This window comes from Micromonospora sp. NPDC000663, assembly GCF_042898105.1.
Lineage (GTDB): Bacteria > Actinomycetota > Actinomycetes > Mycobacteriales > Micromonosporaceae > Micromonospora.
Genome location: NZ_JBIAYR010000001.1, coordinates 1,786,434 through 1,809,981 on the forward strand (window position 1 = coordinate 1,786,434; position 23,548 = coordinate 1,809,981).

At 71.2% G+C, this 23,548-nt stretch carries 21 protein-coding genes; 11 read left to right on the top strand and 10 right to left on the bottom strand.

Annotated features, from left to right (window positions below; genetic code table 11):
• Positions 1 to 127 precede the first annotated feature (127 nt).
• The 8 genes from pgsA (at position 128) to ACFY1S_RS08490 (ending at position 6,905) form a co-directional block, all read left to right on the top strand.
• Entirely contained in the window at positions 128 to 757 is a 630-nt protein-coding gene (gene pgsA / locus ACFY1S_RS08455; RefSeq protein ID WP_364371315.1) for a phosphatidylinositol phosphate synthase, read from the top strand.
• A gap of 46 nt (positions 758 to 803) precedes the next feature.
• On the top strand, positions 804 to 1,736 hold the full coding sequence (locus ACFY1S_RS08460; RefSeq protein ID WP_387114092.1) for a phosphatidylinositol mannoside acyltransferase: 933 nt from the start codon (positions 804 to 806) through the stop codon (positions 1,734 to 1,736).
• Between the two features lie 50 nt (positions 1,737 to 1,786).
• Positions 1,787 to 2,947, top strand: a complete 1,161-nt coding sequence (locus ACFY1S_RS08465) for a glycosyltransferase family 4 protein (RefSeq protein ID WP_387114094.1) — start codon at positions 1,787 to 1,789, stop codon at positions 2,945 to 2,947.
• 83 nt (positions 2,948 to 3,030) lie between these two features.
• Positions 3,031 to 3,534, top strand: coding sequence for a hypothetical protein (locus ACFY1S_RS08470; RefSeq protein ID WP_364371306.1), 504 nt, complete (start codon positions 3,031 to 3,033; stop codon positions 3,532 to 3,534).
• Between the two features lie 125 nt (positions 3,535 to 3,659).
• Positions 3,660 to 4,577 (top strand): pyridoxal 5'-phosphate synthase lyase subunit PdxS, encoded by a 918-nt coding sequence (pdxS, locus tag ACFY1S_RS08475; RefSeq protein WP_387114096.1) that lies wholly within the window; start codon positions 3,660 to 3,662, stop codon positions 4,575 to 4,577.
• A gap of 87 nt (positions 4,578 to 4,664) precedes the next feature.
• Positions 4,665 to 5,267 carry a pyridoxal 5'-phosphate synthase glutaminase subunit PdxT gene (gene pdxT / locus ACFY1S_RS08480; protein WP_387114098.1) on the top strand — a complete coding sequence of 201 codons (603 nt, stop codon included), beginning with the start codon at positions 4,665 to 4,667 and terminating at the stop codon, positions 5,265 to 5,267.
• Between the two features lie 259 nt (positions 5,268 to 5,526).
• Positions 5,527 to 6,279 (top strand): YebC/PmpR family DNA-binding transcriptional regulator, encoded by a 753-nt coding sequence (locus ACFY1S_RS08485; protein ID WP_364371293.1) that lies wholly within the window; start codon positions 5,527 to 5,529, stop codon positions 6,277 to 6,279.
• 8 nt (positions 6,280 to 6,287) lie between these two features.
• Positions 6,288 to 6,905: a DUF402 domain-containing protein gene (locus tag ACFY1S_RS08490; protein WP_387114101.1), complete on the top strand. Its 618-nt coding sequence runs from the start codon at positions 6,288 to 6,290 to the stop codon at positions 6,903 to 6,905.
• A gap of 8 nt (positions 6,906 to 6,913) precedes the next feature.
• On the opposite strand, the gene ACFY1S_RS08495 is transcribed toward ACFY1S_RS08490, so the two are convergent.
• The 7 genes from ACFY1S_RS08495 to ACFY1S_RS08525 all read right to left on the bottom strand — a co-directional run bounded on the left by ACFY1S_RS08495 (position 6,914) and on the right by ACFY1S_RS08525 (position 13,285).
• Entirely contained in the window at positions 6,914 to 7,975 is a 1,062-nt protein-coding gene (locus ACFY1S_RS08495; protein WP_387114103.1) for an ABC transporter permease, read from the bottom strand.
• The gene (locus ACFY1S_RS08500) at positions 7,972 to 8,865 is read right to left on the bottom strand and encodes an ABC transporter ATP-binding protein (RefSeq protein ID WP_387114105.1); all 894 of its coding nucleotides are present in this window, start codon (positions 8,863 to 8,865) and stop codon (positions 7,972 to 7,974) included. The genes ACFY1S_RS08495 and ACFY1S_RS08500 overlap by 4 nt, the downstream gene beginning before the upstream one ends.
• An 81-nt stretch (positions 8,866 to 8,946) precedes the next feature.
• The gene (locus ACFY1S_RS08505; RefSeq protein ID WP_387114107.1) at positions 8,947 to 9,645 is read right to left on the bottom strand and encodes a response regulator; all 699 of its coding nucleotides are present in this window, start codon (positions 9,643 to 9,645) and stop codon (positions 8,947 to 8,949) included.
• A 2-nt stretch (positions 9,646 to 9,647) separates the two neighbouring features.
• Positions 9,648 to 10,967 (bottom strand): sensor histidine kinase, encoded by a 1,320-nt coding sequence (locus ACFY1S_RS08510; protein WP_387114109.1) that lies wholly within the window; start codon positions 10,965 to 10,967, stop codon positions 9,648 to 9,650.
• 122 nt (positions 10,968 to 11,089) lie between these two features.
• Positions 11,090 to 12,037, bottom strand: a complete 948-nt coding sequence (locus tag ACFY1S_RS08515; RefSeq protein ID WP_387114111.1) for a permease prefix domain 1-containing protein — start codon at positions 12,035 to 12,037, stop codon at positions 11,090 to 11,092.
• Entirely contained in the window at positions 12,034 to 12,375 is a 342-nt protein-coding gene (locus ACFY1S_RS08520; RefSeq protein WP_110564981.1) for a PadR family transcriptional regulator, read from the bottom strand. Before ACFY1S_RS08520 ends, ACFY1S_RS08515 begins: the two co-directional genes overlap by 4 nt.
• Before the next feature lie 289 nt (positions 12,376 to 12,664).
• Positions 12,665 to 13,285 (bottom strand): L-threonylcarbamoyladenylate synthase, encoded by a 621-nt coding sequence (locus ACFY1S_RS08525; RefSeq protein WP_387114113.1) that lies wholly within the window; start codon positions 13,283 to 13,285, stop codon positions 12,665 to 12,667.
• 108 nt (positions 13,286 to 13,393) lie between these two features.
• Here ACFY1S_RS08525 and ACFY1S_RS08530 point away from each other — a divergent pair, with 108 nt between their 5' ends.
• Both ACFY1S_RS08530 and dnaE read left to right on the top strand, forming a co-directional pair.
• Positions 13,394 to 13,951, top strand: coding sequence for a GNAT family N-acetyltransferase (locus ACFY1S_RS08530; RefSeq protein WP_387114115.1), 558 nt, complete (start codon positions 13,394 to 13,396; stop codon positions 13,949 to 13,951).
• A gap of 135 nt (positions 13,952 to 14,086) precedes the next feature.
• The gene (gene dnaE / locus ACFY1S_RS08535) at positions 14,087 to 17,617 is read left to right on the top strand and encodes a DNA polymerase III subunit alpha (RefSeq protein WP_387114117.1); all 3,531 of its coding nucleotides are present in this window, start codon (positions 14,087 to 14,089) and stop codon (positions 17,615 to 17,617) included.
• 53 nt (positions 17,618 to 17,670) lie between these two features.
• Here the strand turns inward: dnaE and abc-f are convergent, their stop codons facing one another.
• The 3 genes from abc-f to ACFY1S_RS08550 all read right to left on the bottom strand — a co-directional run bounded on the left by abc-f (position 17,671) and on the right by ACFY1S_RS08550 (position 21,959).
• Positions 17,671 to 19,308 carry a ribosomal protection-like ABC-F family protein gene (gene abc-f, locus ACFY1S_RS08540; RefSeq protein WP_387114119.1) on the bottom strand — a complete coding sequence of 546 codons (1,638 nt, stop codon included), beginning with the start codon at positions 19,306 to 19,308 and terminating at the stop codon, positions 17,671 to 17,673.
• Positions 19,309 to 19,680: 372 nt separating this feature from the next.
• A complete protein-coding gene (locus ACFY1S_RS08545) occupies positions 19,681 to 20,376 on the bottom strand; it encodes a response regulator (RefSeq protein ID WP_387114121.1) in 696 nt (231 codons plus the stop codon).
• Positions 20,373 to 21,959 carry an ATP-binding protein gene (locus tag ACFY1S_RS08550; protein ID WP_387114123.1) on the bottom strand — a complete coding sequence of 529 codons (1,587 nt, stop codon included), beginning with the start codon at positions 21,957 to 21,959 and terminating at the stop codon, positions 20,373 to 20,375. Before ACFY1S_RS08550 ends, ACFY1S_RS08545 begins: the two co-directional genes overlap by 4 nt.
• Before the next feature lie 82 nt (positions 21,960 to 22,041).
• On the opposite strand from ACFY1S_RS08550, the gene ACFY1S_RS08555 reads away from it, so the two are divergent.
• Entirely contained in the window at positions 22,042 to 23,427 is a 1,386-nt protein-coding gene (locus tag ACFY1S_RS08555; protein ID WP_387114125.1) for a cation:dicarboxylate symporter family transporter, read from the top strand.
• The last annotated feature ends 121 nt before the right edge of the window (positions 23,428 to 23,548 follow it).

Below are 23,548 nucleotides of genomic sequence, written 5' to 3' on the forward strand. Positions count from 1 at the left end.
GGTGAGCTGGCTCACCTCCCCGGCTCGATCTCACACCCGTTGTCGGGTCGACACAAGCCTGCCCCGGCGGGTCGGCGGTACCGGCTGTGTCGGCGGAGCTGGGCGGACCGTTATCGTGGGGACCGCCATGGCGAAGATCTTCCAAGTGTCGGCCCGCGCGGGGATGACCCGCGTCGTCGAGCCGATTGCCCGCGCCCTGCTGCGCGCGGGCGTCACCCCCAATGCCGTCACCGTCGCGGGCACCGTTGGTGTGCTCGTCGGCGCGCTCGGCTTCGGTGCCCGCGGCCATCTGGTCGCGGGCGCGTTGATCGTCACCCTGTTCGCGCTCACCGACCTGCTCGACGGGACGATGGCCCGGATGAGCGGCGGCTCCACCCGGTTCGGCGCCTTCCTCGACTCGAGCATGGACCGGGTCGCCGACAGCGCCGTCTTCGGCGCTGTCGCGTACTGGCTGGCCACGCAGGGCAACCACTCCGGGGTGGCCGCCGCGCTTGTCTGTCTTGCCGCCGGCGGCCTGGTCTCCTACGTCAAGGCCCGCGCCGAGGGGCTCGGCATGACCTGCAACGTGGGCATCGCCGAGCGCACCGAGCGGCTGCTCATCGTCGGGGTCGGCGGGATCCTCACCGGCGTCGGCCTCGATCCGGCGCTGGAGATCGCGCTGTGGCTGCTCGCCGCGGTGTCGATCTTCACGGTGGGGCAGCGGATGGCACACGTCTACCGCCAGGCCCAGCAGCTCCAGCCGGACGGCCAGGCGTGAGCGGCGCGGTGCCGCCCCGGCGCCGGACGACCGGCGGCCGGGTCGCGTGAACCTCACCGAGCTGGGCTACGTCGCCGGCTGGCGGGTCGTCCGCGCGTTGCCGCGGCCGCTGGTGGCTGCGGCGTTCCGGGCGGGCGCGGACCGCGCCCACCGACGCGGCGGCGGGGGTACGGAGCGCCTGCGCGCGAACCTGCGCCGGGTGGTCGGCCCGGACCTGCCCGAGGCCGAGCTCGACGATCTCGTCAGGCGCGGACTGCGCTCGTACGCCAGGTACTGGATGGAGGCGTTCCGGCTGCCCGCGTTGAGCCGGTCGCAGATCCTGTCCAATTTCCGGCTCGACGGCGCCGAACTGCTCGCCGCCGACGTGGCCGCCGGCCGGGGCGCGGTGGTGGCGCTGCCGCACGCCGGCAACTGGGACGCCGCGGGCGCGTGGGTGGCAGCCACCGGTTGGCCGATCGCCACGGTCATGGAGAGGCTCGAGCCGGAGGCCGTGTACGAGCGCTTCATGGCCTTCCGGGAGGGCCTGGGGATGGAGATCCTGCCGACCCACGGTGGGCCGCGTCCGGCGTTCGACGTGCTGCTGGACCGCGTCCGGGCCGGTGCGGTGGTGCCGCTGCTTGCCGACCGGGACCTCTCCGCCCGTGGCGTGGAGGTGGACTTCTTCGGCGGGAGGACCCGGATGCCGGCCGGGCCGGCGCTGTTGGCGCTGCACACCGGCGCGCCGCTCTACGTGGCCTCGATGTGGTACGAACCGGACGCGGCGTGTGCGTCGCTCGCCGGTCCGCTGCCGGTGCCGGGGCCCGAGGCGGGGCCTTTGGACCAGCGTGTCCGTTCGGTGACGCAGCTGATCGCCGACCGTCTGGCGGCGGGTATCGCGAGGCATCCGGAAGACTGGCACATGTTGCAGCGGATGTGGCTGGACCAGCGGGGGTCGGGGGGCGGCACGGCGCTGCCCCCGTCGTCCGCCGGCCGGTCCTGAAGGGGGTGGGCGCTGTGGGATGGTGTCCCGCGGACGAGGGGCGCTGACGCATGCGGATCGGCATCGTCTGCCCGTACTCCTTCGACGTCCCCGGCGGCGTGCAGAACCACGTGATGGACCTCGCCGAGGCGCTGATCGCCCTCGGTCACGAGGTGAGCGTGCTGGCCCCCGCCGACGAGGACTCCCCGCTGCCGCCGTACGTGGTGTCGGCCGGGCGGGCAGTGCCGCTGCCGTACAACGGGTCGGTGGCCCGGATCGCGTTCGGGCCGGTCTCCACGGCCCGGGTCCGACGTTGGATCACCAACGGCGACTTCGACGTGCTGCACGTGCACGAGCCACTCACGTTGAGCCTGTCACTGCTGGCTGTGCTCTCCGCGCGGGGGCCGGTGGTGGCCACGTTCCACACCGCGATGACCCGCTCGCGGGTGCTGGCGGCCGCCCAGGGTGTGCTCCAGATCGTGCTGGAGCGGATCACCGCCCGCATCGCGGTGAGCGCGCTGGCCCGCAAGGTGCAGGTCGAGCACATGGATGGCGGCGCCGTGGAGATCCCCAACGGGGTGGCGGTGGCCAAGTTCGCCGACGCGGAGCCGTTGCCGGGCTGGCCGGGGGAGTGTGCCACGGGTACGGGCGGCACGCTGGGCTTTCTAGGCCGTTTCACCGAGGCGCGCAAGGGTTTCCCGGTGCTGCGCGACGCGTTCGTGGCGCTTGCCGGCACGCGGCCCGGGCTGCGGCTGCTGGTGGCCGGCCCCGGTGACCCCGACGACCTGTACGACCAGTTCCCGCCCGAGCTGCACGAGCGGGTGACCTTCCTCGGTCTGGTCACCGAACCGGACAAGGCGCGGATGCTGCGAAGCGTGCACCTCTACGTGGCGCCGAACACCGGCGGCGAGTCGTTCGGCATGATCCTCACCGAGGCCCTGGCGGCAGGTACGACTGTGGTCGCCAGCGACCTGGACGCGTTCCGGCGGGTGCTCGACGGCGGGAGGGCGGGGCGGCTGTTCCCGACCGGCGATCCGGTGGGGCTGCGGGACGCGGTGGGCGAGCTGTTGGACGATCCGGCCGGCCGGGCGGCCCTGAGCGCCTGCGGCGACCAGGTGGTGGCCAATTTCGACTGGCCTGTGGTTGCCCGCCGTGTTCTGGAGGTATACGCAGCGGCGATCGAGGCGACCGACGGGCGTGTCATCGACCAGGAGTGGGTGGGGCTGGTCTGAGCCGGTGTGACGGATGGTGCGATCGTGACCGGTGCGGACCGGGGTGAGCGCGCCCAATCGGAGGCGAACGGAGCAGCACTACGATGCCGCACATGTGGTGGGTGGTGGCCGGGAGCGTGGTCGTGGGGCTGGTCGCGGCGTACCTCATCTGGACCGCCGGTCGGGTCGAACGACTGCAGGGCCGCGCGGAGCTGGCGGCCCGGGCTCTCGACGCCCACCTGTTGCGCCGGGCGGCGGCCGCGGCCGTGCTCGCGGAGCGCCGTTTCGGCGTCGAGCTGTACGCGGCGGCGCGCATCGCGCTCGACGCGCGGCCCGAGGAGCGGGAGGCGGCGGAGAACGACCTGACCCGGCAGCTGCGGTCGGTGCGGTTGGACCCGGCCGATCCGGACTGCGGGGCGGTGATCGCCGCGAGTCGCCGGCTGGCGCTGTCCCGGCAGGTGCACACCGACCTGGTCCGGGACGCCCGTTCGGCGCGCAGCCGTCCGCTTGTGCGGTTGTTGCGGATGGGGCGGGGTCACGAGTGGCCGCGGTACTTCGACATCGACGACCCGACCCTGACGGTGCCGGCGGACGTGCCCGCGAGCTGACCCCGGGGCGGTGAGCGGTGCCACACCGCAGGCCACAGGGGGGTTGATTGGCTGTCGGTGTGGCGTTGTGCCGTACGTAGCATTTTTTCTGCCACCCCCACCGCACGTCCGAGGAGCGATGAGCCGTGTCTGAGACCCCTGCCCCGACCACCGGCACCACCCCCGTCGTCGGCACCGCTCGCGTGAAGCGGGGCATGGCCGAGATGCTCAAGGGTGGCGTGATCATGGACGTGGTCAACGCCGAACAGGCCAGGATCGCCGAGGATGCCGGAGCGGTCGCGGTGATGGCCCTGGAGCGGGTGCCCGCCGACATCCGCGCGCAGGGCGGGGTGTCGCGGATGAGCGACCCCGACATGATCGACGGGATCATCGAGGCGGTCTCCATCCCGGTGATGGCCAAGGCCCGCATCGGGCACTTCGTGGAGGCGCAGATCCTCCAGTCGCTGGGCGTGGACTACGTGGACGAGTCCGAGGTGCTGACCCCGGCCGACTACGCCAATCACATCGACAAGTGGGCGTTCACGGTCCCCTTCGTGTGTGGCGCGACCAACCTGGGCGAGGCGCTGCGCCGGATCACCGAGGGCGCGGCCATGATCCGCTCCAAGGGTGAGGCCGGCACCGGTGACGTCTCGAACGCCACCACCCACATGCGGAAGATCCGCCAGGAGATCCGCCGGCTCTCCTCGCTGCCCGCAGACGAGCTGTACGTCGCGGCCAAGGAGTTGCAGGCCCCGTACGAGCTGGTCAAGGAGGTCGCCGAGAGCGGCAAGCTGCCGGTGGTGCTGTTCACCGCGGGCGGGATCGCCACCCCGGCGGACGCGGCGATGATGATGCAGCTCGGCGCGGAGGGCGTCTTCGTCGGCTCGGGCATCTTCAAGGCCGGCAACCCGGCCCAGCGGGCCGCCGCGATCGTCAAGGCCACCACCTTCCACGACGACCCGGACGTGCTGGCGAAGGTCTCCCGGGGTCTGGGCGAGGCGATGGTCGGCATCAACGTGGACGAGATCCCGCAGCCGCACCGCCTGGCCGAGCGGGGTTGGTGAGTAAGGAAGGGCACCTTATTAACGCCTGGTGTATAGGAAGGGCACCTTCCTGACAACGGGAACGGCAACGAGAGGAACGGTGCGACAGTGGCCGTACCCACGATCGGTGTGCTCGCCCTCCAGGGGGACGTCCGCGAGCACGTCGCGGCGCTGGCCGCGGCGGGCGCGGACGCCCGCCCGGTCCGCCGGCTGGGGGAGTTGGACGCGGTCGACGGGCTGGTGATCCCCGGCGGCGAGTCCACCACCATCAGCAAGCTCGTCGACATCTTCGAGCTGCGCGAGCCGATCGACAAGCGGATCGCCGGCGGGATGCCGGTCTACGGCTCCTGCGCCGGCATGATCATGCTGGCCGCCGAGGTGCTGGACGGCCGAGCGGACCAGCGGGGCTTCGCCGGCATCGAGATGACCGTCCGGCGTAACGCGTTCGGCCGTCAGGTGGACTCGTTCGAGGCGCCGGTGGAGATCGACGGGGTGCCGGGGGAGCCGTTCCACGCGGTGTTCATCCGCGCGCCGTGGGTCGAGCGGGTCGGCGCGGCCGTCGAGGTGATCGGGACGGTGACCGGTGGCCCGGCGGCCGAGCGGATCGTGGCGGTGCGGCAGGGCAACCTGCTGGCCACCTCGTTTCACCCCGAGCTGACAGGTGACCTGCGCGTACACGCGTACTTCGTGGAGCTGGTGCGGGCCGCCTGAGCGGCGGACGCGTGCGGGCCGGCATGAATCGCGCCCCCGGATCGTTGGTCTGAGCAGGCCCCGGCCCCGTGCCGCCGCCCCGGGCAGGTCCCGGGTGTGACATGGCGGGGTGTGACCTCGGTAAGATTGCCGCGGTTCGGCAGGGCCGTCGCCCGGCGTGGCATTTCCCGCGGGGCCGACCGGCAGCCGGATCGCTCGATGCGGCGCGGAATCGGTGCGGCAGTCGACGCAGGCGTGCAATGACAGACGGAGGTAGAAGATGTCCGGCCACTCAAAGTGGGCGACGACCAAGCACAAGAAGGCCGTCATCGACGCCAAGCGCGGCAAGATGTTCGCCAAGCTGATCAAGAACGTCGAGGTGGCCGCGCGGACCGGCGGTGGCGACCCCGCTGGCAACCCGACGCTCTACGACGCCATCCAGAAGGCGAAGAAGAGCTCGGTGCCGAACGACAACATCGACCGCGCCGTCAAGCGCGGCTCCGGCCTGGAGGCCGGCGGCGCCGACTGGCAGACGATCATGTACGAGGGGTACGGCCCCAACGGTGTGGCGATGCTCATCGAGTGCCTCACCGACAACCGCAACCGCGCGGCGACCGAGGTGCGCACCGCGCTCACCCGCAACGGCGGGTCCCTCGCCGACGCCGGCTCGGTGTCGTACATGTTCTCCCGCAAGGGCGTGGTGATCGTCCCCAAGGAGGGCACCACCGAGGACGACGTGATGATGGCCGTCCTGGACGCCGGCGCCGAGGAGGTCAACGACATCGGTGAGGCGTACGAGGTGGTCTCCGAGCCGACCGACCTGATCGGTGTGCGCACCGCCCTGCAGGACGCCGGCATCGAGTACGAGTCGGCCGAGTCCTCCCTCATCCCCAGCATGAACGTGCCGCTGGACGAGGAGGGCGCCCGCAAGGTCTTCAAGCTGATCGACGTCCTGGAGGACTGCGACGACGTGCAGAACGTCTACGCGAACTTCGACGTCAGCGACGACGTGATGGCGGCGGTGGACGCCTGAGCAGGGCTGTGGTACGACGGTTCGCGCCGGGCGACGTGGTCGTCCGGCGCGAGATCCTGCGGGGCGAGGTGTGGTTCGGCTGCCCGACGATCTGCGTCGAGGACTCGCCCGACCTGCTGGCCCTCTACCTCCCGCCGGGGGCCGAGTTCGGCTTCCCGCAGGCCGGTGACTTCCCGTGTGGCCGGCACCCGTGGGAGACCGCGGGGCACCGGGCGTGGTCGGGGCACGGCAAGCTGATGCTGCACCGCCCCGGTGAGGCGCACTCGGTCGACGTGTTCTGGACGGGGCCCCGGCGCGACTTCGCCGGCTGGTACTTCAACCTTCAGGACCCGCTGCGGCGTACGCCGATCGGGGTGGACACCCTCGACCACGAGCTGGACCTGTGGTGGGCCGCGGACGCCGACGGGTACGTCTGGAAGGACGTGGAGATGTTCGCCCAGCGCCTCGTCGAGGGGCGTTACCCGGGCATGGCGGACGCCATCCGGGGTGAGGGGGACCGGATCGCCGCGCTGCTCGACGCCGGCGAGCGCTGGTGGGACCCGGCGTGGGCGCGGTGGCGGCCCGACCCGGCCTGGACGGCGCCCCCGCTGCCCGCCGGCTGGGACACGGTGCCACCGGCCCGCTGACCGTCGGCTCAGCCGATGGTCTCGCGCTCCCGCCACGCCGTCCGCAGCGACGTGCGGCCGTTGGTCCGCAGCAGCGACCCCTCGTAGATCCGCGCGCCGCCGACGAGGAACGCTCCGGCGGCGGCCAGCAGGACGGCGAGCGAGACGAACGGCTCCCAGCCTGCCGCGTCCCCGGTGAACAGTCGCAGCGGCATGGCGGTGGGCGACGAGAACGGCAGGTAGGACAGCACCCGCATCGCGGTGTCGTTGTCGTTCAGGAAGATCACCGCGAAGAACGGCAGCATCACCGCGATCTGCACGGGGGTCGACACCCCGGCGATGTCCTCCTGCCTGTTGACCAGGGCCCCGGCCGCCGCCCACATCGCGGCCAGGAGCACGAAGCCGAGCAGGAAGAACGGCACGAACCAGCCGATCGCCGGGGCGAGTAGCGTGAGCAGCCCGCCGCTGTCGCCGATCCGCATGCCGATCACCGTGACCACGCCGATCAGCGCGATCTGCCCCAGCGCCAGCAGCGCCCCCGCCACCACCTTGCCGGCCAGCAGCGCCCGTACCGGGACGGCGGCCACCAGGATTTCCACGATCCGGGTCTGCTTCTCCTCGGTGACGCTCTGCGCGATCTGCAGGCCGAACGTCTGCGAGGTGATGAAGAAGACGAACGCGAAGACGAACGGCACCAGGAACGCCACCACCGGGTCGACCGCGTCGGGGTCGAGCAGTTGCACCGGAGGCGCGCTGCTCAACGCCAGGACCACGTCGTTCGGGGTCTCGTCCATGGCGAGCACCTTCGGTCCGGACACCACCGCGGCGTCCACGTCACCGTCACGGACGGCCTGTTCGGCGGCCCCGTCGTCGGCCACCACGCGGACGTCGAGTCCGGCGTCCCGCAGCGGACCGGCGGCCTGCTGGGTGACGGCCACGCTCTCCGGCCCGCCGGCGAGCAGCGGCGGCAGGACCGTACCCGCCGCGGCGATCAGCAGGAAGAACAGCGTGCCGAACAGGAAGGTACGGTCGCGCAGCTTGACCCGGATCTCGCGTTCGGCGACCAGCCGGGTGGCCTGGGTGACGTTCACTGGGTGACCTCTCGGAAGATCTCGGTGAGCGAGGGGCTGACCGGCCGGAAGGCGCGGACCGGGCCGCGGGCCAGGGCGGCGTGCAGCACGGACTGTTCGTCGGCGCCCGCCGGCAGGTCGAACACGACACGGGCGCCGTCCAGCTCGACCAGGGTCACGCCGGGCTCGTCGCGGACCCAGCCGGCGTCGGTCGCCACGACGAGCTCGTAGCGGGGCACGGTGTACGTGTCGCGGAGCTGCCGTCGACTGCCGGCGGCCCGGATCGCCCCGTCGGCGATGATGACCAGGTCGTCGCAGAGCCGCTCGACCACGTCGAGCTGGTGGCTGGAGAAGAGCACCGGCGCTCCGGCGGCTGCCCGTTCCCGCAGCACGGCGACGACCGTGTCGACGGCCAGCGGGTCCAGCCCGGAGAACGGCTCGTCGAGCACCAGCACCTCCGGATCGTGCACCAGGGCGGCGGCGATCTGGGCGCGCTGCTGGTTGCCCAGCGACAGCGTCTCCAGCAGGTCGTCGCCCCGCTCGCCGAGACCGACCCGTTCCAGCAGGGTGTCGGTGGCGCGTCGCGCGGCGGCCGCGTCCAGGCCGTGCAACCGGCCCAGGTAGGTCACCTGTTCGCGCGTGGTCATCTTGGGGTAGAGACCCCGCTCCTCCGGCATGTAGCCGAAGCGCCGCCGGTCCTGCCGGGTCAGCTTCCTGCCGCCCCAGCTCACCTCGCCCGCATCCGGGGCGAGTACGCCCAGGATGATGCGCATGGAGGTGGTCTTGCCGGCGCCGTTGGCGCCCACGAAGCCGGTCATCCGGCCGGCGGCCACCTCGAAGGACACGTTCCTGAGTACCTGCCGGTCGCCGAAGCTGCGGTCGACGCCGTCCAGGCGCAGCGTGCTGGTCACGGGCCCACGCTAGATCGGGTACGTCCGCGCGCCGTCCGCCCGAGGGCTGACTCGTGGGGTCCGTCCCGCGACGGATGCCGGTCAGCCGCCGGGGCGTACGACCCCGTTCTCGTACGCGAAGACCACCGCCTGGACCCGGTCGCGCAGGCCGAGCTTGGCGAGCACCCGGCTCACGTGGGTCTTCACAGTCGCCTCGCCGAGGTGCATCTCGACGGCGATCTCGGCGTTGCTCGCCCCGGCGGCGAGCAGCACCAGCACCTCGGACTCGCGCGGGGTCAGCTCCCGCAGCGCGGCGTCGGCGTCCGGCCCCCGGTGGGCGGTGCCGGACGGGTCACCGGGGCGGGCGAAGGTGGAGATCACCCGACGGGTGATCTCCGGGGCGAGCAGGCCGTCGCCCCGGGCGAGCACCTGGATCGCCTCGACCAGTTCCTCAGGTGTGCCGTTCTTGAGCAGGAAGCCGCTGGCCCCGGCCCGCAGGGCGGCGAACAGGTAGTCGTCGCGGTCGAAGGTGGTGAGGATCAGCACCGCGGGAGCGCCGGGCCCGTCGCCGGTGATCTGCCGGGTGGCCTCCAGCCCGTCCATCCCGGGCATCTCGACGTCCATCAGCACCACGTCGGGTTGGGTGGCGCGGGCCATGGTGACGGCACGCTCGCCGTCGGCGGCCTCGCCGACCACCTCGATGTCGTCCTCCACCTCGAGGATGACCCGGAAGCCGGTGCGTACGAGGTGCTGGTCGTCGGCGAGCAGCACCCGGATGGGGGTACCCCGTTCGGCGCTCACGCCTACCGCCCCGCGCCGGAGGTCACGGACCGCTCGTCGGTGCTCTCCCGGCGCCCGGCCGGCTGCTCCGCGAGCGGGAAGCGGGCGCGTACCCGCCAACCGCCGCCGGCGCGGGGGCCGGCCTCCAGTTCGCCGTCGTGGGCGGTGACCCGCTCGCGCATGCCGATCAGGCCGAGCCCGGCGGCGTCGGGCCGGCCGGGTCGCCCGTCGTCTGTCACGTCGACCTCCATCTCCCGGGCCAGGTACCGGACCCGCACGTCCAGCAGGCCCGCCCCGGCGTGCTTCAGCGTGTTGGTGACCGCCTCCTGCGTCACCCGGTAGGCCGCCTGCGACACCGACTCGGGCAGCGCGACGGGGTCGCCGTACACCCCGAGGGTGGCCGTCAGACCCGCTGCCCGCGCCCGCTCGACCAGCTCCGCGATCCGCTCGACGTCGCCGGCCGTGGGCTGTTCGACGTCGGCGCCGCCGGAGGTGCGCAGCACGCCGAGCATCCGGCGCAGCTCGTCGACGGCAGTACGGGCGCTCTGCTCGATGGCGGTGAGCGCCGTGCGGGCCTTGCCCGGGTCGCGGTCGAAGACCCGCCGGCAGGCGGACGCCTGCACCCCCATCACCGACACGTGGTGGGCGACCACGTCGTGCAGTTCCCTGGCGATCCGGACCCGTTCACCGAGCACCGCCCGTTCCCGGGACTCGGCCTGGGAGCGGCGCAGGTCCTCGGCCTGTTCGCGAAGCTCGTGCTCGCGTCGTGCGGCCACCCAGGCGGTCTCGCCGAAGAAGTACGCGAACCCGAAGACGAGCACGTTGGCCAGGACGCCGGTGACCATCGCGGCGAGCACCGGCGGCACCGGCCCGACCGCGTCGGCGAACGCGTCCGGCGGGATGTGGTCGATCTTCACCGCGTAGTAGACGCCCAGCCAGGCGAACATCGTGGCGATCACGCCGATCCGCAGCCGGCGGGCCAACAGGTGATCGGGCCCCCACGCGCCGAGGGTGTAGAGGGCGCAGAACAGGGCCCACGAGGAGAACTGGGTCTCCGGGGCCGACCGTGCCTGCGCGGCGATGAACGCCCCCGAGACGACCAGCAGGATGGCGGCCGGCCAGCGTCGGCGCCAGATCAGCGGCACGGTCACCGCGACGGTCCAGAACAGTTGCTTCGGCCCGGACGGGGGCGGACCCAGCTGGAACGCCCCGGTGCTGCGGGCCAGCGTGAGGCTTACCAGCGCCAGCCCGGTCACCGCCAGCCCGAGCCACACGTCGTTGCGGCGCTGCTGCGGCGTCGGCCCGGGACGGCGCCATTCCTCTCGCTCTGCGACGACTGCCATCCGGGAACGATGCCACGTCAGCCGCCGTACCGGCAGACCTGGCAGGTCGGTGCGGCCCGGGTCACGTCCACGGGCGGCGGCCCGGCGCGGGGTACGCGCCGGGCCGCCGTGTCCGGTGTCGCTCACACCGCCTGGCGGCGCGTCTTCAGGGCGGTGTCGACCAGATCCCACACCATGATCACGGCCACGCCCACCGCGATCGTGGCCCCGAGCGTGTTGCGGTTGTCCGCGTCGGCCAACCAGGCCAGGCGCTCGCCGAGGGCCGGGTTGAGCAGCCGGTCGTTGAGGGCCAGCCACACCACCGGCACCGAGAACGCCAGGTTGAGCAGGGCCTTGGTCCCGTACAGGGGCCAGGTCCAGCGTCCGACCCGGTACTTCACGATCTCGAACACCACGCTGGCGGCCAGGACGACGATCAGCGCCGGCAGCCAGAAGGACCAGAGCGCCGGTTCGAGGACCGGGATGTTGTCGCCGTCGGTGTCGCGCACCCAGGACCGGTAGTGCTGCAACGGCAGGTACGCGATCGTCACCAGCAGCATGACCACGGACGCGATGGTCTCGACCAGGGAGATGTCCCGGTGCGCCGGGACGTCGGGCAGTTGGTCGACGGTCCAGTCCGGCAGGTCGACGGTGGGCTGGAACCGGTCGATGAGGACGAAGGTCAGGGTGAGCCAGAAGGCGATCTGCACCCCTGTCTGCATGGCCGCGACGATGCCGGGCCCGATGGCGCCGAAGCCCTTGCCCTCGGCGACCTCGACGATGGCGACGATCGTGCCGACGATCGCCGGGATGAGACTGAGCAACAGCTTCATCAGCCGCCACCAGATCAGGTAGTACGTCGGCCCGAGGAGTTGCAGTCGACGGTCGGCGTACCGGGCGGCCAGCAGATCGGGGTTGCCCAGCTCGGTGAGCACCTCCCGCTCGGCGGTGGCGACGTCGGCGCCCCCGCTGGTGCGGTCGTCGATCATGTCGCCGATGGAAGCGCGCAGCTCGGTGGCGATCTCGTCGCGGCGCTGGGCAGGCACCGAGCGCAGGGTGGCGGCGAGGTAGCGGTCGGTCAGGGTGTTCATCGGTCGACTCCTTGGATAAGCCCGGTGATGGAGGTCTGCACGGCGGCGAGGTCGTCGAGAAGCCGGCTCAGCATCGACTCGCCCTCGTCGCTGGTCCGGTAGAACTTGCGCGGCCGGCTCTCCTCGGTGTTCCACTCGCTGGTGAGCAGCCCCTGGTCCTCCAGGCGGCGCAGCAGCGGGTAGAGGGTGTTGGCGTCCACCGGGAAGCCGTGGTCGGTGAGCCTTTGCAGTAGTGCGTAGCCGTAGTCCGGTCGGCGGAGCGCCACCAGGCTGGCCACCACGACGGTGCCTCGACGCAGCTCCTGCAGATGCGTCCGTAGAACGTCCTCGCTAACCATGTGTCACACCATACTGTGTGGCACACACTGTTGTCTAGGCCAATAACGTCGCGTCTGTTGGGGGTGTGCGGCGGCGGCCGGAAGTTCGGCCGGCGACGGGCCCCGCAGGCCCTCCGACCAGGCCTCCGGTCCTCCTTTGCTCTGCTGCTGCGGATGCGCCGCCCAGGTCGATGCCGGGCGGTGCGTATGTGGCAGCAGAGCAAAGGAGGGCGCACATGAGGGTGGCCCGGCGCCCAGGGGGCGTCGGGCCAGGTGGTCGAGGGGGGACGCGCTCGCCGCGTCGTCCGTGCTACTCGAAGCGGGACACGTCTCCCGCGCCCCGGCGCAGGATCTCCGGCTCCGACCCGGACAGGTCGATCACCGTCGTCGGCTCCCTGCCGCAGTCGCCGGCGTCCAGCACCGCGTCGAGCTGGTGGTCGAGCCGTTCCTTGATCTCCCAGCCCTGGGTCATCGGCTCGTCGTCGCCGGGAAGCACAAGCGTGCTCGACACCAGCGGCTCGGCCAGCTCGGCCAGCAGCGCCTGGGTCACGGTGTGCCGGGGTACGCGGACACCGACTGTGCGCTTTCTGGGGTGCAGCATCCGGCGGGGCACCTCACGGGTGGCCGGCAGGATGAACGTGTAACTGCCCGGGGTGGACGCCTTGACCAGCCGGAACACCGCATTGCTGATCTGGACGAACTGGCCGAGCTGCGCGAAGTCCCGGCAGACCAGGGTGAAGTGGTGCCTGTCGTCGAGGTGACGGATCTGCCGGATCCGGTCCAGCCCGTCCTGGTTGCCCAACTGGATGCCGAGCGCGTAACAGGAATCCGTCGGATAGGCGACCAGCCCTCCACCGCGGATCAGGTCGGCGACCTGGCCGACGATCCGGGGCTGCGGGTTCTCCGGGTGCACGTCGTAGTACCTCGCCATGCTGACGAGCCTAGGCTCATCCGCCGACGTCGAGGGGGCGCGGGCCCGGCCGGACCGGTCGGTCCTGCGGGACGCCCCGGCTGTCGCTCAACGGGTAACGTCCACCCGGTGGAGCACGGTGAGACTCACCTGACAGGCCCTCTTCATGCCCGGTCCCTGGAGACTCCGCGGCTGCTGCTGCGCCGCTGGCACAGCGATGATCTGGACGGGTTCGCCGCGGTCAACGCGGACCCCGAGGTGATGCGCTACATCCATGACGGCCGCACCCTGGACCGGGCCGCGACCGCGGAGCGTCTGGCCACCTACCGGCGGCACTGGGACGAGCGGGGCTTCGGCCTGCACGCGGTGGAGATCAGAGAGACGGGCGAACTGGCTGGTTTCACCGGACTGGCGGTGCCGACCTTCCTGCCCGAGATCATGCCGGCGGTGGAGATCGGCTGGCGGCTCGGCCGCGCGTACTGGGGCCGGGGTCTGGCCACCGAGGCGGCCCGGGCGGTCGTCGCCCACGCTCGTGCCGAGCTCGGCCTGCGGCGACTGGTCAGCATCCACGTCGTCGGCAACGAGGCGTCCGCGCGGGTGATGATCAAGCTGGGGATGTCGCTGGAGCGCGAGACCGTACAGCCGGACACCGGCCGCCGGGTCCGGGTCTACGCGATGGACCTCTGAGCGGATCGTCGTGCCCAGGGCCGAGGCCGTCGACACACGGGCGGCGCGGCCGGTGGAGCCGTCGAGATCACCTCGGTAGGGTAGGTGCCGGTCGGCTCCGACCAACAAGATCCACACCGCCGGGGGGCGCCACGCATGGCCGATTCGTTCGCGCATCTGCACGTGCACACCGAGTACTCGATGCTCGACGGAGCGGCCCGGCTGAAGGACCTGTTCGCCGAGGCCAACCGACTGGGCATGCCGGCCGTGGCGATCACCGACCACGGCAACATGCACGGCGCGAACGACTTCTACAAGCAGGCGATGGCCGCCGGCATCACCCCGATCCTGGGCGTCGAGGCGTACGTGGCGCCGGAGTCGCGCTACCACAAGGCGCGGGTCAAGTGGGGTCGGCCGGAGCAGAAGAGCGACGACGTCTCCGGTAACGGCGCGATCACCCACAAGACCATGTGGGCGAAGAACGCACAGGGCCTGAAGAACCTGTTCACCCTCAACTCGCGCGCGTCCATGGAGGGGCACTACGTCAAGTGGCCCCGGATGGACATGGAGCTGATCGCCGAGCACGCCGAGGGCATCATGGCCACCACCGGCTGCCCGTCCGGCGCGGTGCAGACCCGGCTGCGGCTCGGTCAGTTCGACGAGGCGCTCAAGGTCGCCGGCAGCTACCAGGACATCTTCGGCAAGGACAACTACTTCCTGGAGATCATGGATCACGGCCTCTCCATCGAGCGCCGGGTCCGTGACGGGCTCACCGAGATCGCCCGCAAGCTCGACATCCCGCCTGTCGTCACGAACGACTCGCACTACACCCACGAGGCGCAGGCCACCGCGCACGACGTGCTGCTCTGCGTGCAGACCGGCAGCAACATCGACGACCCCAACCGGTTCCGGTTCGAGGGCGGCGGCTACTTCATCAAGAGCGCCGACCAGATGCGCGCCGTCGACTCGTCGGAGCTGTGGCAGCAGGGCTGCCGCAACACCCTGCTGGTCGCCGAGAAGGTCGACCCGACGGGCATGTTCGAGTTCCACAACCTGATGCCGCGCTTCCCGGTGCCCGAGGGGGAGACCGAGGAGTCCTGGTTCCGCAAGGAGACCTTCGCGGGCCTGGGACGCCGCTACCCGAACGGCATCCCCGAGGGCCACGTCGTGCAGGCCGAGTACGAGCTGGGCGTCATCAACCAGATGGGCTTCCCGTCGTACTTCCTCGTGGTCGCCGACTTCATCCAGTGGGCGAAGAACCAGGGCATCGCGGTTGGTCCGGGTCGTGGCTCGGCGGCCGGCTCGCTCGTGGCGTACGCGCTGGGCATCACCGACCTGGACCCGATCCCGCACGGGCTGATCTTCGAGCGGTTCCTCAACCCGGAGCGCGTCTCGATGCCGGATGTCGACATCGACTTCGACGAGCGCCGGCGCGGCGAGGTGATCAAGTACGTCACCGACAAGTGGGGTGAGGACAAGGTCGCCCAGATCGCGACCTTCGGCACGATCAAGGCGAAGGCCGCGATCAAGGACTCCGCCCGGGTGCTGGGTTTCCCGTACGCGGTGGGCGACCGGATCACCAAGGCGATGCCACCGGCGGTGATGGGCAAGGACATCCCGCTCACCGGCATCTTCGACAGCAAGCACCCCCGGTACGCCGAGGCTGGCGAGATCCGTGGCCTGTACGAGTCCGACCCGGACGTGCGCAAGGTGATCGACACGGCAAAGGGCATCGAGGGGCTGATCCGGCAGACAGGTGTGCACGCCGCCGGCGTCATCATGTCCGCCGAGCCGATCATCGAGCACATCCCGCTGATGCGCCGCGACGCCGACGGGGCGATCATCACCCAGTTCGACTACCCGACCTGCGAGTCGCTCGGGCTGTTGAAGATGGACTTCCTCGGCCTGCGCAACCTGACGATCATCGACGACGCGGTCAAGAACATCGAGCTGAACCACGGCCTCAAGCTCGACCTGCTGGGTCTGCCGCTGGACGATCCGGCCGCCTACGAGCTGCTGGCACGCGGCGACACCCTTGGTGTCTTCCAGCTCGACGGCGGGCCGATGCGCTCGCTGCTGCGGTTGATGAAGCCTGACAACTTCGAGGACATCTCCGCAGTCCTGGCGCTGTACCGGCCCGGCCCGATGGGCGTCGACTCGCACACGAACTACGCGCTGCGCAAGAACGGCCTCCAGGAGATCACGCCGATCCACCCGGAGCTGGAGGAGCCGCTGCGGGAGATCCTGGCGCCCACCCATGGCCTGATCGTCTACCAGGAGCAGGTGCAGCGCGCCGCGCAGATCCTCGCCGGCTACACGCTCGGCCAGGCGGACCTGCTGCGCCGGGCCATGGGTAAGAAGAAGAAGGAGATCCTCGACAAGGAGTTCATCCCCTTCCGGGACGGCTGCCGCGAGCGCGGCTACTCCGACGAGGCGATCCAGGCCGTGTGGGACGTCCTGGTCCCGTTCGCCGGGTACGCCTTCAACAAGGCGCACTCCGCCGCGTACGGGCTGGTCTCCTACTGGACGGCGTACCTGAAGGCGCACTACCCGGCCGAGTACATGGCCGGGCTGCTGACGTCCGTCGGCGACGACAAGGACAAGATGGCGCTGTACCTGTCCGAGTGCCGCCGGATGCGCATCCAGGTGCTGCCACCGGACGTGAACACCTCGGCCGGGCCGTTCACCCCGGTCGGCAAGGACATCCGCTTCGGCCTGGCCGCCGTCCGCAACGTCGGCGCGAACGTGGTCGCCTCGATCATGCGCTGCCGCCAGGAGAAGGGCGACTACACCGACTTCTACGACTTCCTGTCCAAGGTGGACGCGGTGGTCTGCAACAAGAAGACGATCGAATCGCTGATCAAGGCGGGGGCCTTCGACTCGCTGAACCACCCGCGCAAGGGCCTGCTCGCGGTGCACGCGGACGCCATCGACGCGTACGCCGACGTCAAGCGCAAGGAGGCCGTCGGCCAGTACGACCTGTTCGGCGCGGGCTTCGGCGACGCCGACACGGGCAGCACGACCGTGATGCCGGTGATCGGCGACAGCGAGTGGGACAAGCGCGACAAGCTGGCCTTCGAACGCGAGATGCTCGGCCTGTACGTGTCGGACCACCCGCTGTTCGGCCTGGAGCACATCCTCAACGCGGCGGCCGACACCACGATCGCCTCCCTCGCCGAGGACGGCGCGGTGCCCGACGGGGCGGTGGTCACCCTCGCCGGCATCCTCTCCGGCGTGCAGCGGCGGGTCACCAAGCAGGGCCGGGCGTGGGCGTCGGCCACCCTCGAGGACCTGGCCGGTGGGGTGGAGACCCTGTTCTTCCCCAACACGTACGAGGTGATCGGGCAGTACATCGCCGAAGACGCCATCGTGGTGGTCAAGGGCCGCGTGGACCGCCGCGACGACACCCCACGCATCATGGCGATGGACATGTCCATGCCGGACGTCAGCACCAGCGCCACCAACAAGCCGGTCACCCTGACCATTCCGGTGCACAGGTGCACGCCACCGCTCGTGGAACGCCTCAAGGAGACCCTGGTGCTGCACCCCGGCGACACCGAGGTGCACGTCAAGCTGCTCAATGGTGGTCGTACCACCACCCTGCGGCTGGGTCCGTTCCGGGTCGCGGCGACCACCGCGCTGATGGGTGACCTGAAGAGCGTCCTCGGCCCGGCCAACGTGAGCTGAGCCGGCTCGCGGCCCGGCCGTATTCCGGCCGGGCCGCGCACGGTCGTCGGGGGTCAGCCCCGGTCGGGGGCCGCGATCTCCCGTAGCTGGCCGCCGGCCAGCCGCAACCAGCGCCGCACGCCGATCTCGGCGAGGAACCGTTCGTCGTGGCTGACCACCACGAACGCCCCCTGGTACGCGGACAGCGCGCTCTCCAACTGCCCGACGCTCACCAGGTCCAGGTTGTTCGTCGGCTCGTCGAGCAGCAGCAGTTGCGGTGCCGGCTCGGCGCAGAGCACGCAGGCGAGGGTGGCGCGCAGCCGTTCGCCGCCGGAGAGCACCCCGACGGGCAGGTTCACCCGCGAGCCCCGGAACAGGAACCGGGCGAGCAGGTTCATCCGCCGCGCGTCGGGCAGGCTCGGCGCGTACGCGGCGAAGTTCTCCGCGACCGTGCGGTCGAGGTCCAGCAGGTCCAGCCGCTGTGACAGGTACGCGATCCGCCCGTCGGCCCGCCGGATCTCGCCGCCGGCCGGTGCGAGGTCGCCGTTGACGAGGCGCAGCAGTGTCGACTTGCCGGTGCCGTTCGCCCCGGTGAGGGCGATCCGCTCCGGTCCCCGGATCACCAGGTCGGCGCCGTCGCCGCCGAACAGGTCGCGGTCGTCGAAGCGGGCCCGCATTCCCGTACCGGAGAAGACCGTGCGACCACTAGGGACGGTGGTGTCCGGCAGGTCGACGGTGATCCGGTCCTCCTCGCGGAGCGCCCGGCCGGCCTCGTCGAGTCGGGACCTGGCCTGCCCGAGCCGGTTGGAGTGCGTCTCCTGCGCCCTGCCGGCCGACTCCTGCGCGCTGCGCTTGAGGCCGCCGGCGACGATCCGGGCCAGCCCGGCGTTCTTCAGGTTCTTGGAGGCGTTGCTGGCCCGCCGGTCGGCGCGCTCGCGGGCCTGCTGCATCTCCCGCTTCTCCCGCTTGACCTCCTGCTCGGCGTTGCGCATGTTGCTCTCGGCCACCTCCCGCGCGGCCTGCACCGCCTCGGTGTACGCGGTGAAGTCGCCCCCGTACCAGGTGATCTCGCCTCGTTCCAGCTCGGCGATGCGGTCCATCCGGCCCAGCAGTTCCCGGTCGTGGCTGACCAGCAGCAGGCATCCCGACCAGTCGGTGAGGACGTCGTAGAGCTTGTGCCGGGCTTCCAGGTCGAGGTTGTTGGTCGGCTCGTCGAGCAGCAGCACGTCCGGGCGTCGGAGCAGTTGCGCCGCCAGGCCCAGGGAGATCGCCTGGCCGCCGCTGAGGGTGTGCAGCGGACGGTCGAGCGACAGCTCGCCCAGGCCGAGCCGGTCCAGTTCGGCTCGGGTGCGCTCCTCGATGTCCCAGTCGTCGCCGATGGTGGCGAAGTGTTCCTCGCTGGCGTCGCCTGCCTCGATGGCATGCAGCGCCGCGACCCGTTCGGCGACGCCGAGCACCTGCGCCACGGCCAGGTCGCCGGCCAGCGGCAGCGTCTGCGGCAGGTAGCCGAGCAGGCCGTCGACGGTGATGCTGCCGCCGCTGGGCCGCAGCTCACCGGCGATCAGCCGCAGCAGCGTGCTCTTGCCGGCGCCGTTGGGGGCGACCAGGCCGGTGCGACCGCCCGGGACGGTGAAGGACAGGTCCGAGAAGACAGGGGTGTCATCCGGCCAGGAGAAGGACAGGTTCGAGCAGACGATGAACGCATCAGACATGGAGAGTGACCTCAGAGGGTGGGCTGGGCGTGCGTAAGCCGCCCGACGACGAACGGGACCGGTGGAACGACGACAAGGCCACGTCGGCCGCGCACCGCGCGCCGAACCGATGGCCGAACACATCCGGGCTCACCCGGAGATGTCGTCGTCACCCGCCATGTCTGGTCTCCCTGGTCGTACCACTAACCCAACCCGCCCAGTCTAACAACGGATCTTCACCCCGCCACCGGGTTCCCGGGCCGCCCGAAGCCCGGCGGCGGGGCGCGCCTCCCCAGGTCCGCGCAACATCGGGGATGTTGCTGCTTCGCGCCCGTCGGAGGCAGCAATATCGGGCAACTTGCTCGGATCTTGGACCGCAGTCCGCGGTCGCGCTCAGCGCGGACGGTACTCGACCTCGGGGCGGCCGGGGGTGCCGTAGCGGGGGGTGCGGACGGCCCGGTCGACTGTCACCAGGTATTCCAGGTAGCGGCGGGCCGTCACCCGGGAGATGCCAGTCGCCGCGCTCACCTCGGTCGCCGAGAGTCCCGCCTGCGGGCCGGTCCCGTCGGCCAGCGCCGCGCGCACCCGGTTGAGGGTCTGCGCGTCCAGCCCCTTGGGCAGGGAGTGCCCGGCGGTGCCGCGCAGGGTGGCGAACATCCGGTCCACGTCGTGCTGCGCGGCCACCTCACCGTCGGCGAGAGCCTGCGCGCGGTAGTCCGCGTACCGTTCCAGCTTGTCGCGGAACGCGGCGAACGTGAACGGTTTGAGCAGGTAGTGGGTCACCCCGAGGGACACCGCGGTGCGCACCACCGCGAGGTCCCGCGCGGACGTCACCGCCAGCACGTCGACGCTGCTGCCGGCGGCCCGCAACGCCCGGCAGACGTCCAGGCCGTGCAGGTCGGGCAGCCGAAAATCCAGGAGTACGAGGTCCACGTCGCCGCCGTCGTTGGCGCGCAGGGCCGCCATCGCCGCCCGCGCCGTGTGTGCCACCCCGACAACCACGAAACCGGGAACCCGTTCCGTGTACGCGGAATGTGCCTCAGCCAGCAGCGGTTCGTCCTCGACGACGAGCACCCGGATGTCGGTCACCGTCGTTCACCTCCACCGGGCAGGCGGACGGTGAACAGGCTGCCGCCGTCGTCCGAGCGGCCCACCTCGTAGCTGCCTCCGTGCCGGCGTACCACCTGCCCGACGAGCGCCAGGCCGAGGCCGCGACCTGTGCTCTTGGTGGACCAGCCGCGCCGGAACGCGTCGGCCACCCGTTCCGGGGCCAGCCCGGGGCCGCTGTCGGCGACCCGCACCACCAGTTCGTCGTCGACCGCGCCGACGAAGACGCGTACCCGGCGGGGCGCCGGCGTGCCGGCCACCGCCTCGAGCGCGTTGTCGACCAGGTTGCCGACCACGGTGAGCAGGTCGCCGCTGGGCAGTGGGCTGTCGTCGAGGCGGCAGTCCGGTTCGATGACCAGGTCCACTCCGCGCTCGCCGGCCTGCGCGGACTTGCCGAGCAGCAGCGCCGCCAGGGCCGGCTCGGTGACCGCGCCGACCACCCGGTCGGTCAGCTGCTGGGCGAGGGCCAGGTCGCGGGTGCCGAGCCGTACGGCCTCCTCGGTGCGGCCCAGCTCGACAAGGGTCAGCACGGTGTGCAGCCGGTTTGCCGACTCGTGGGTCTGCGCCTGCAACGCCTCGGTGAGCGCCCGTACCGAATCCAGCTCGCTGGCCAGGGTGCGCAGCTCGGTCTGGTCACGCAGGGTCAGGACGGTGCCGAGCGCCGCGCCCTCGAAGCGGGTGGTCCGCTGGTTGGCGACAAGCACCCGGTCACCGGCGAGGACTGGTTCGTCACGGGCGTCGCGACCGGAGCCGAGCAGGTCGGCGACGGCGGGCGGCAGGTCGATCCCGGCGGCCGGCTGGTCGATCACCGGCGCGTCCCCGTCCAGCCCCAGCAGACGGCGGCCCTCGTCGTTGATCAGGGCGATCCGCCGGTCGGTGGTCAGCACCACGAGGCCCTCGCGCACCGAGTGCAGGACCGCGTCGTAGTACTCGTACATGCGGGTCATCTGCGCCGGTCCCAGACCGTGCGTCTGGCGACGCAGTCGCCGGCTGAGCAGCCAGGAACCGGTCGCGGCGAGGGCGAGCGCCGGTGCGGCGACACCCAGCAGCACAGGCAACTGGCCGAGCAGCTTACGGTCGATCGCGCGGGTGGTGATGCCCACCGAGACCAGGCCGACGATGCGCCGCCGCTCGTCGTATACCGGGACGACCGCGCGCACCGACTCGCCGAGCGTGCCGACGTTGGTGGTGGTGAACGGTCGGCCGGCCAGGGCGGGTCCGATCTCCCCGACGAACGGCTGGCCGATCAGGTTCCGGGTGGGGTGCGAGAACCGGGTGCGGTCGGGGGCCATCACCACCACGAAGTCGGTGCCCGTCGCGAGTCGGGTCGATTCGGCGTACGGCTGCAGGACGCTGGCCGGGTCGGCGGTCGTGAGGGCCGCGCGGACGTCGGGGGAGCCGGCCACTGTCTGCGCCACCGACAGCACCTCCTCCTGCGCCGCCTGGCGGGAGTCGCTGCGGGCCAGCCACACGGCACCGGCCGCGCCGGCCAGCACGAGCAGTGTCACCACCATCGCCTGAAGGGCGAAGAGTTGCCCCGCGATGCTCCACTGGCGTCGGGCCACGTCCACCACCTCCTGGGGTTTTCGCGGTGAACAGAATGACCGCAAGGCTGTCAACGGGTGAGACGCGCTTCACATTGTCGACATGGACACCACCGCAGCCACCACCACAGCGGAGCCGTCGGCTCGCCGGGACCGTACCCGTTACCTGTATCTGGCCGTCATCGTGGCGGTGCTCGCCGGCATCGTGGTCGGTCTGGTCGCCCCCGATTTCGGCAAGGAACTCAAGCCGATCGGCACCGGCTTCGTCAACCTGATCAAGATGATGATCAGCCCGGTCATCTTCTGCACCATCGTGCTCGGCGTCGGCTCCGTCCGGCAGGCCGCGAAGGTCGGCAAGGTCGGCGGCCTGGCCCTCGGTTACTTCCTGACCATGTCGACTGTCGCGCTCGCCATCGGCCTGGTCGTCGGCAACCTCATCCACCCCGGCTCCGGCCTGAACCTCGGTGCGGACCTCGCCGGCGCCGGCAAGGCGGCCGCGGGCGACGAGGCCGGCGGTACGACGGAGTTCCTGCTCGGCATCATCCCGACGACGCTGTTCTCCGCGCTCACCGAGGGCGAGGTGCTCCAGACGCTGCTGGTCGCGCTGCTTGTCGGCTTCGCCGTGCAGGCGATGGGTCGGCGCGGTGAGCCGGTGCTCGGGGCCATCGCCGTCATCCAGCGGGTCGTCTTCAAGGTCCTCGCCATGATCATGTGGCTGGCGCCGATCGGCGCGTTCGGCGCGATGGCGGCCGTGGTCGGCGCAACAGGCGTGGACGCCCTCAAGAGCCTCGCCCAGATCATGGTGGGCTTCTACGCCACCTGCCTGATCTTCGTGCTTGTGGTCCTGGGCGCGCTGCTCTGGTTCATCGCCAGGATCTCGATCTTCTCGCTGCTGCGCTACCTGGGCCGGGAGTTCCTGCTGATCCTCTCCACCTCGTCGTCCGAGTCGGCGCTGCCGCGGCTGATCGCCAAGATGGAGCACTTCGGCGTCAGCAAGCCCGTCGTCGGCATCACGGTGCCGACCGGATACTCGTTCAACCTCGACGGCACGGCGATCTACCTGACCATGGCGTCGCTGTTCATCGCCGACGCGCTGGGCAAGCCGCTCGCCGTCGGGGAGCAGATCTCGCTGCTGCTGTTCATGGTCATCGCCTCGAAGGGGGCGGCGGGCGTCACCGGCGCCGGGCTGGCCACGCTCGCCGGCGGGCTCCAGTCGCACCGCCCGGACCTCGTCGACGGGGTCGGACTGATCGTCGGCATCGACCGGTTCATGTCCGAGGCCCGGGCGTTGACGAACTTCGCCGGCAACGCCGTGGCGACGGTGCTCGTCGGCACCTGGACCGGCGAGTTCGACAGGGACCGGGCGGCGGGGGTGCTGCGCGGCGACGACCCGTTCGACGAGGCGACCATGCTCGACGAGCACGACGACGAGGGCGAGACGCCGGCGCGGCGTTCCGACGACGAGAAGGCGACGGCGGTGCCTGCCTGACGGAATCGGCTCCGGCTCGGCGACATCGGGGTGACCCCGCATCCAGGGCACCCCGATGTCGCCGAACTCGCGTCGGTCACTGTGGACGTGCCGGCTCACGACTCCGCAGCAGGAGATGGAA

Coding starts and splice junctions, on each gene's coding strand:
- ACFY1S_RS08525 (WP_387114113.1), bottom strand. CDS start 13,285: ATGGCGAGGTACTACGACGTGCACCCGGAGAACCCGCAGCCCCGGATC.
- ACFY1S_RS08465 (WP_387114094.1), top strand. CDS start 1,787: ATGCGGATCGGCATCGTCTGCCCGTACTCCTTCGACGTCCCCGGCGGC.
- ACFY1S_RS08470 (WP_364371306.1), top strand. CDS start 3,031: ATGCCGCACATGTGGTGGGTGGTGGCCGGGAGCGTGGTCGTGGGGCTG.
- abc-f (WP_387114119.1), bottom strand. CDS start 19,308: ATGTCTGATGCGTTCATCGTCTGCTCGAACCTGTCCTTCTCCTGGCCG.
- ACFY1S_RS08485 (WP_364371293.1), top strand. CDS start 5,527: ATGTCCGGCCACTCAAAGTGGGCGACGACCAAGCACAAGAAGGCCGTC.
- ACFY1S_RS08555 (WP_387114125.1), top strand. CDS start 22,042: ATGGACACCACCGCAGCCACCACCACAGCGGAGCCGTCGGCTCGCCGG.
- dnaE (WP_387114117.1), top strand. CDS start 14,087: ATGGCCGATTCGTTCGCGCATCTGCACGTGCACACCGAGTACTCGATG.
- ACFY1S_RS08515 (WP_387114111.1), bottom strand. CDS start 12,037: ATGAACACCCTGACCGACCGCTACCTCGCCGCCACCCTGCGCTCGGTG.
- pgsA (WP_364371315.1), top strand. CDS start 128: ATGGCGAAGATCTTCCAAGTGTCGGCCCGCGCGGGGATGACCCGCGTC.
- ACFY1S_RS08520 (WP_110564981.1), bottom strand. CDS start 12,375: ATGGTTAGCGAGGACGTTCTACGGACGCATCTGCAGGAGCTGCGTCGA.
- ACFY1S_RS08510 (WP_387114109.1), bottom strand. CDS start 10,967: ATGGCAGTCGTCGCAGAGCGAGAGGAATGGCGCCGTCCCGGGCCGACG.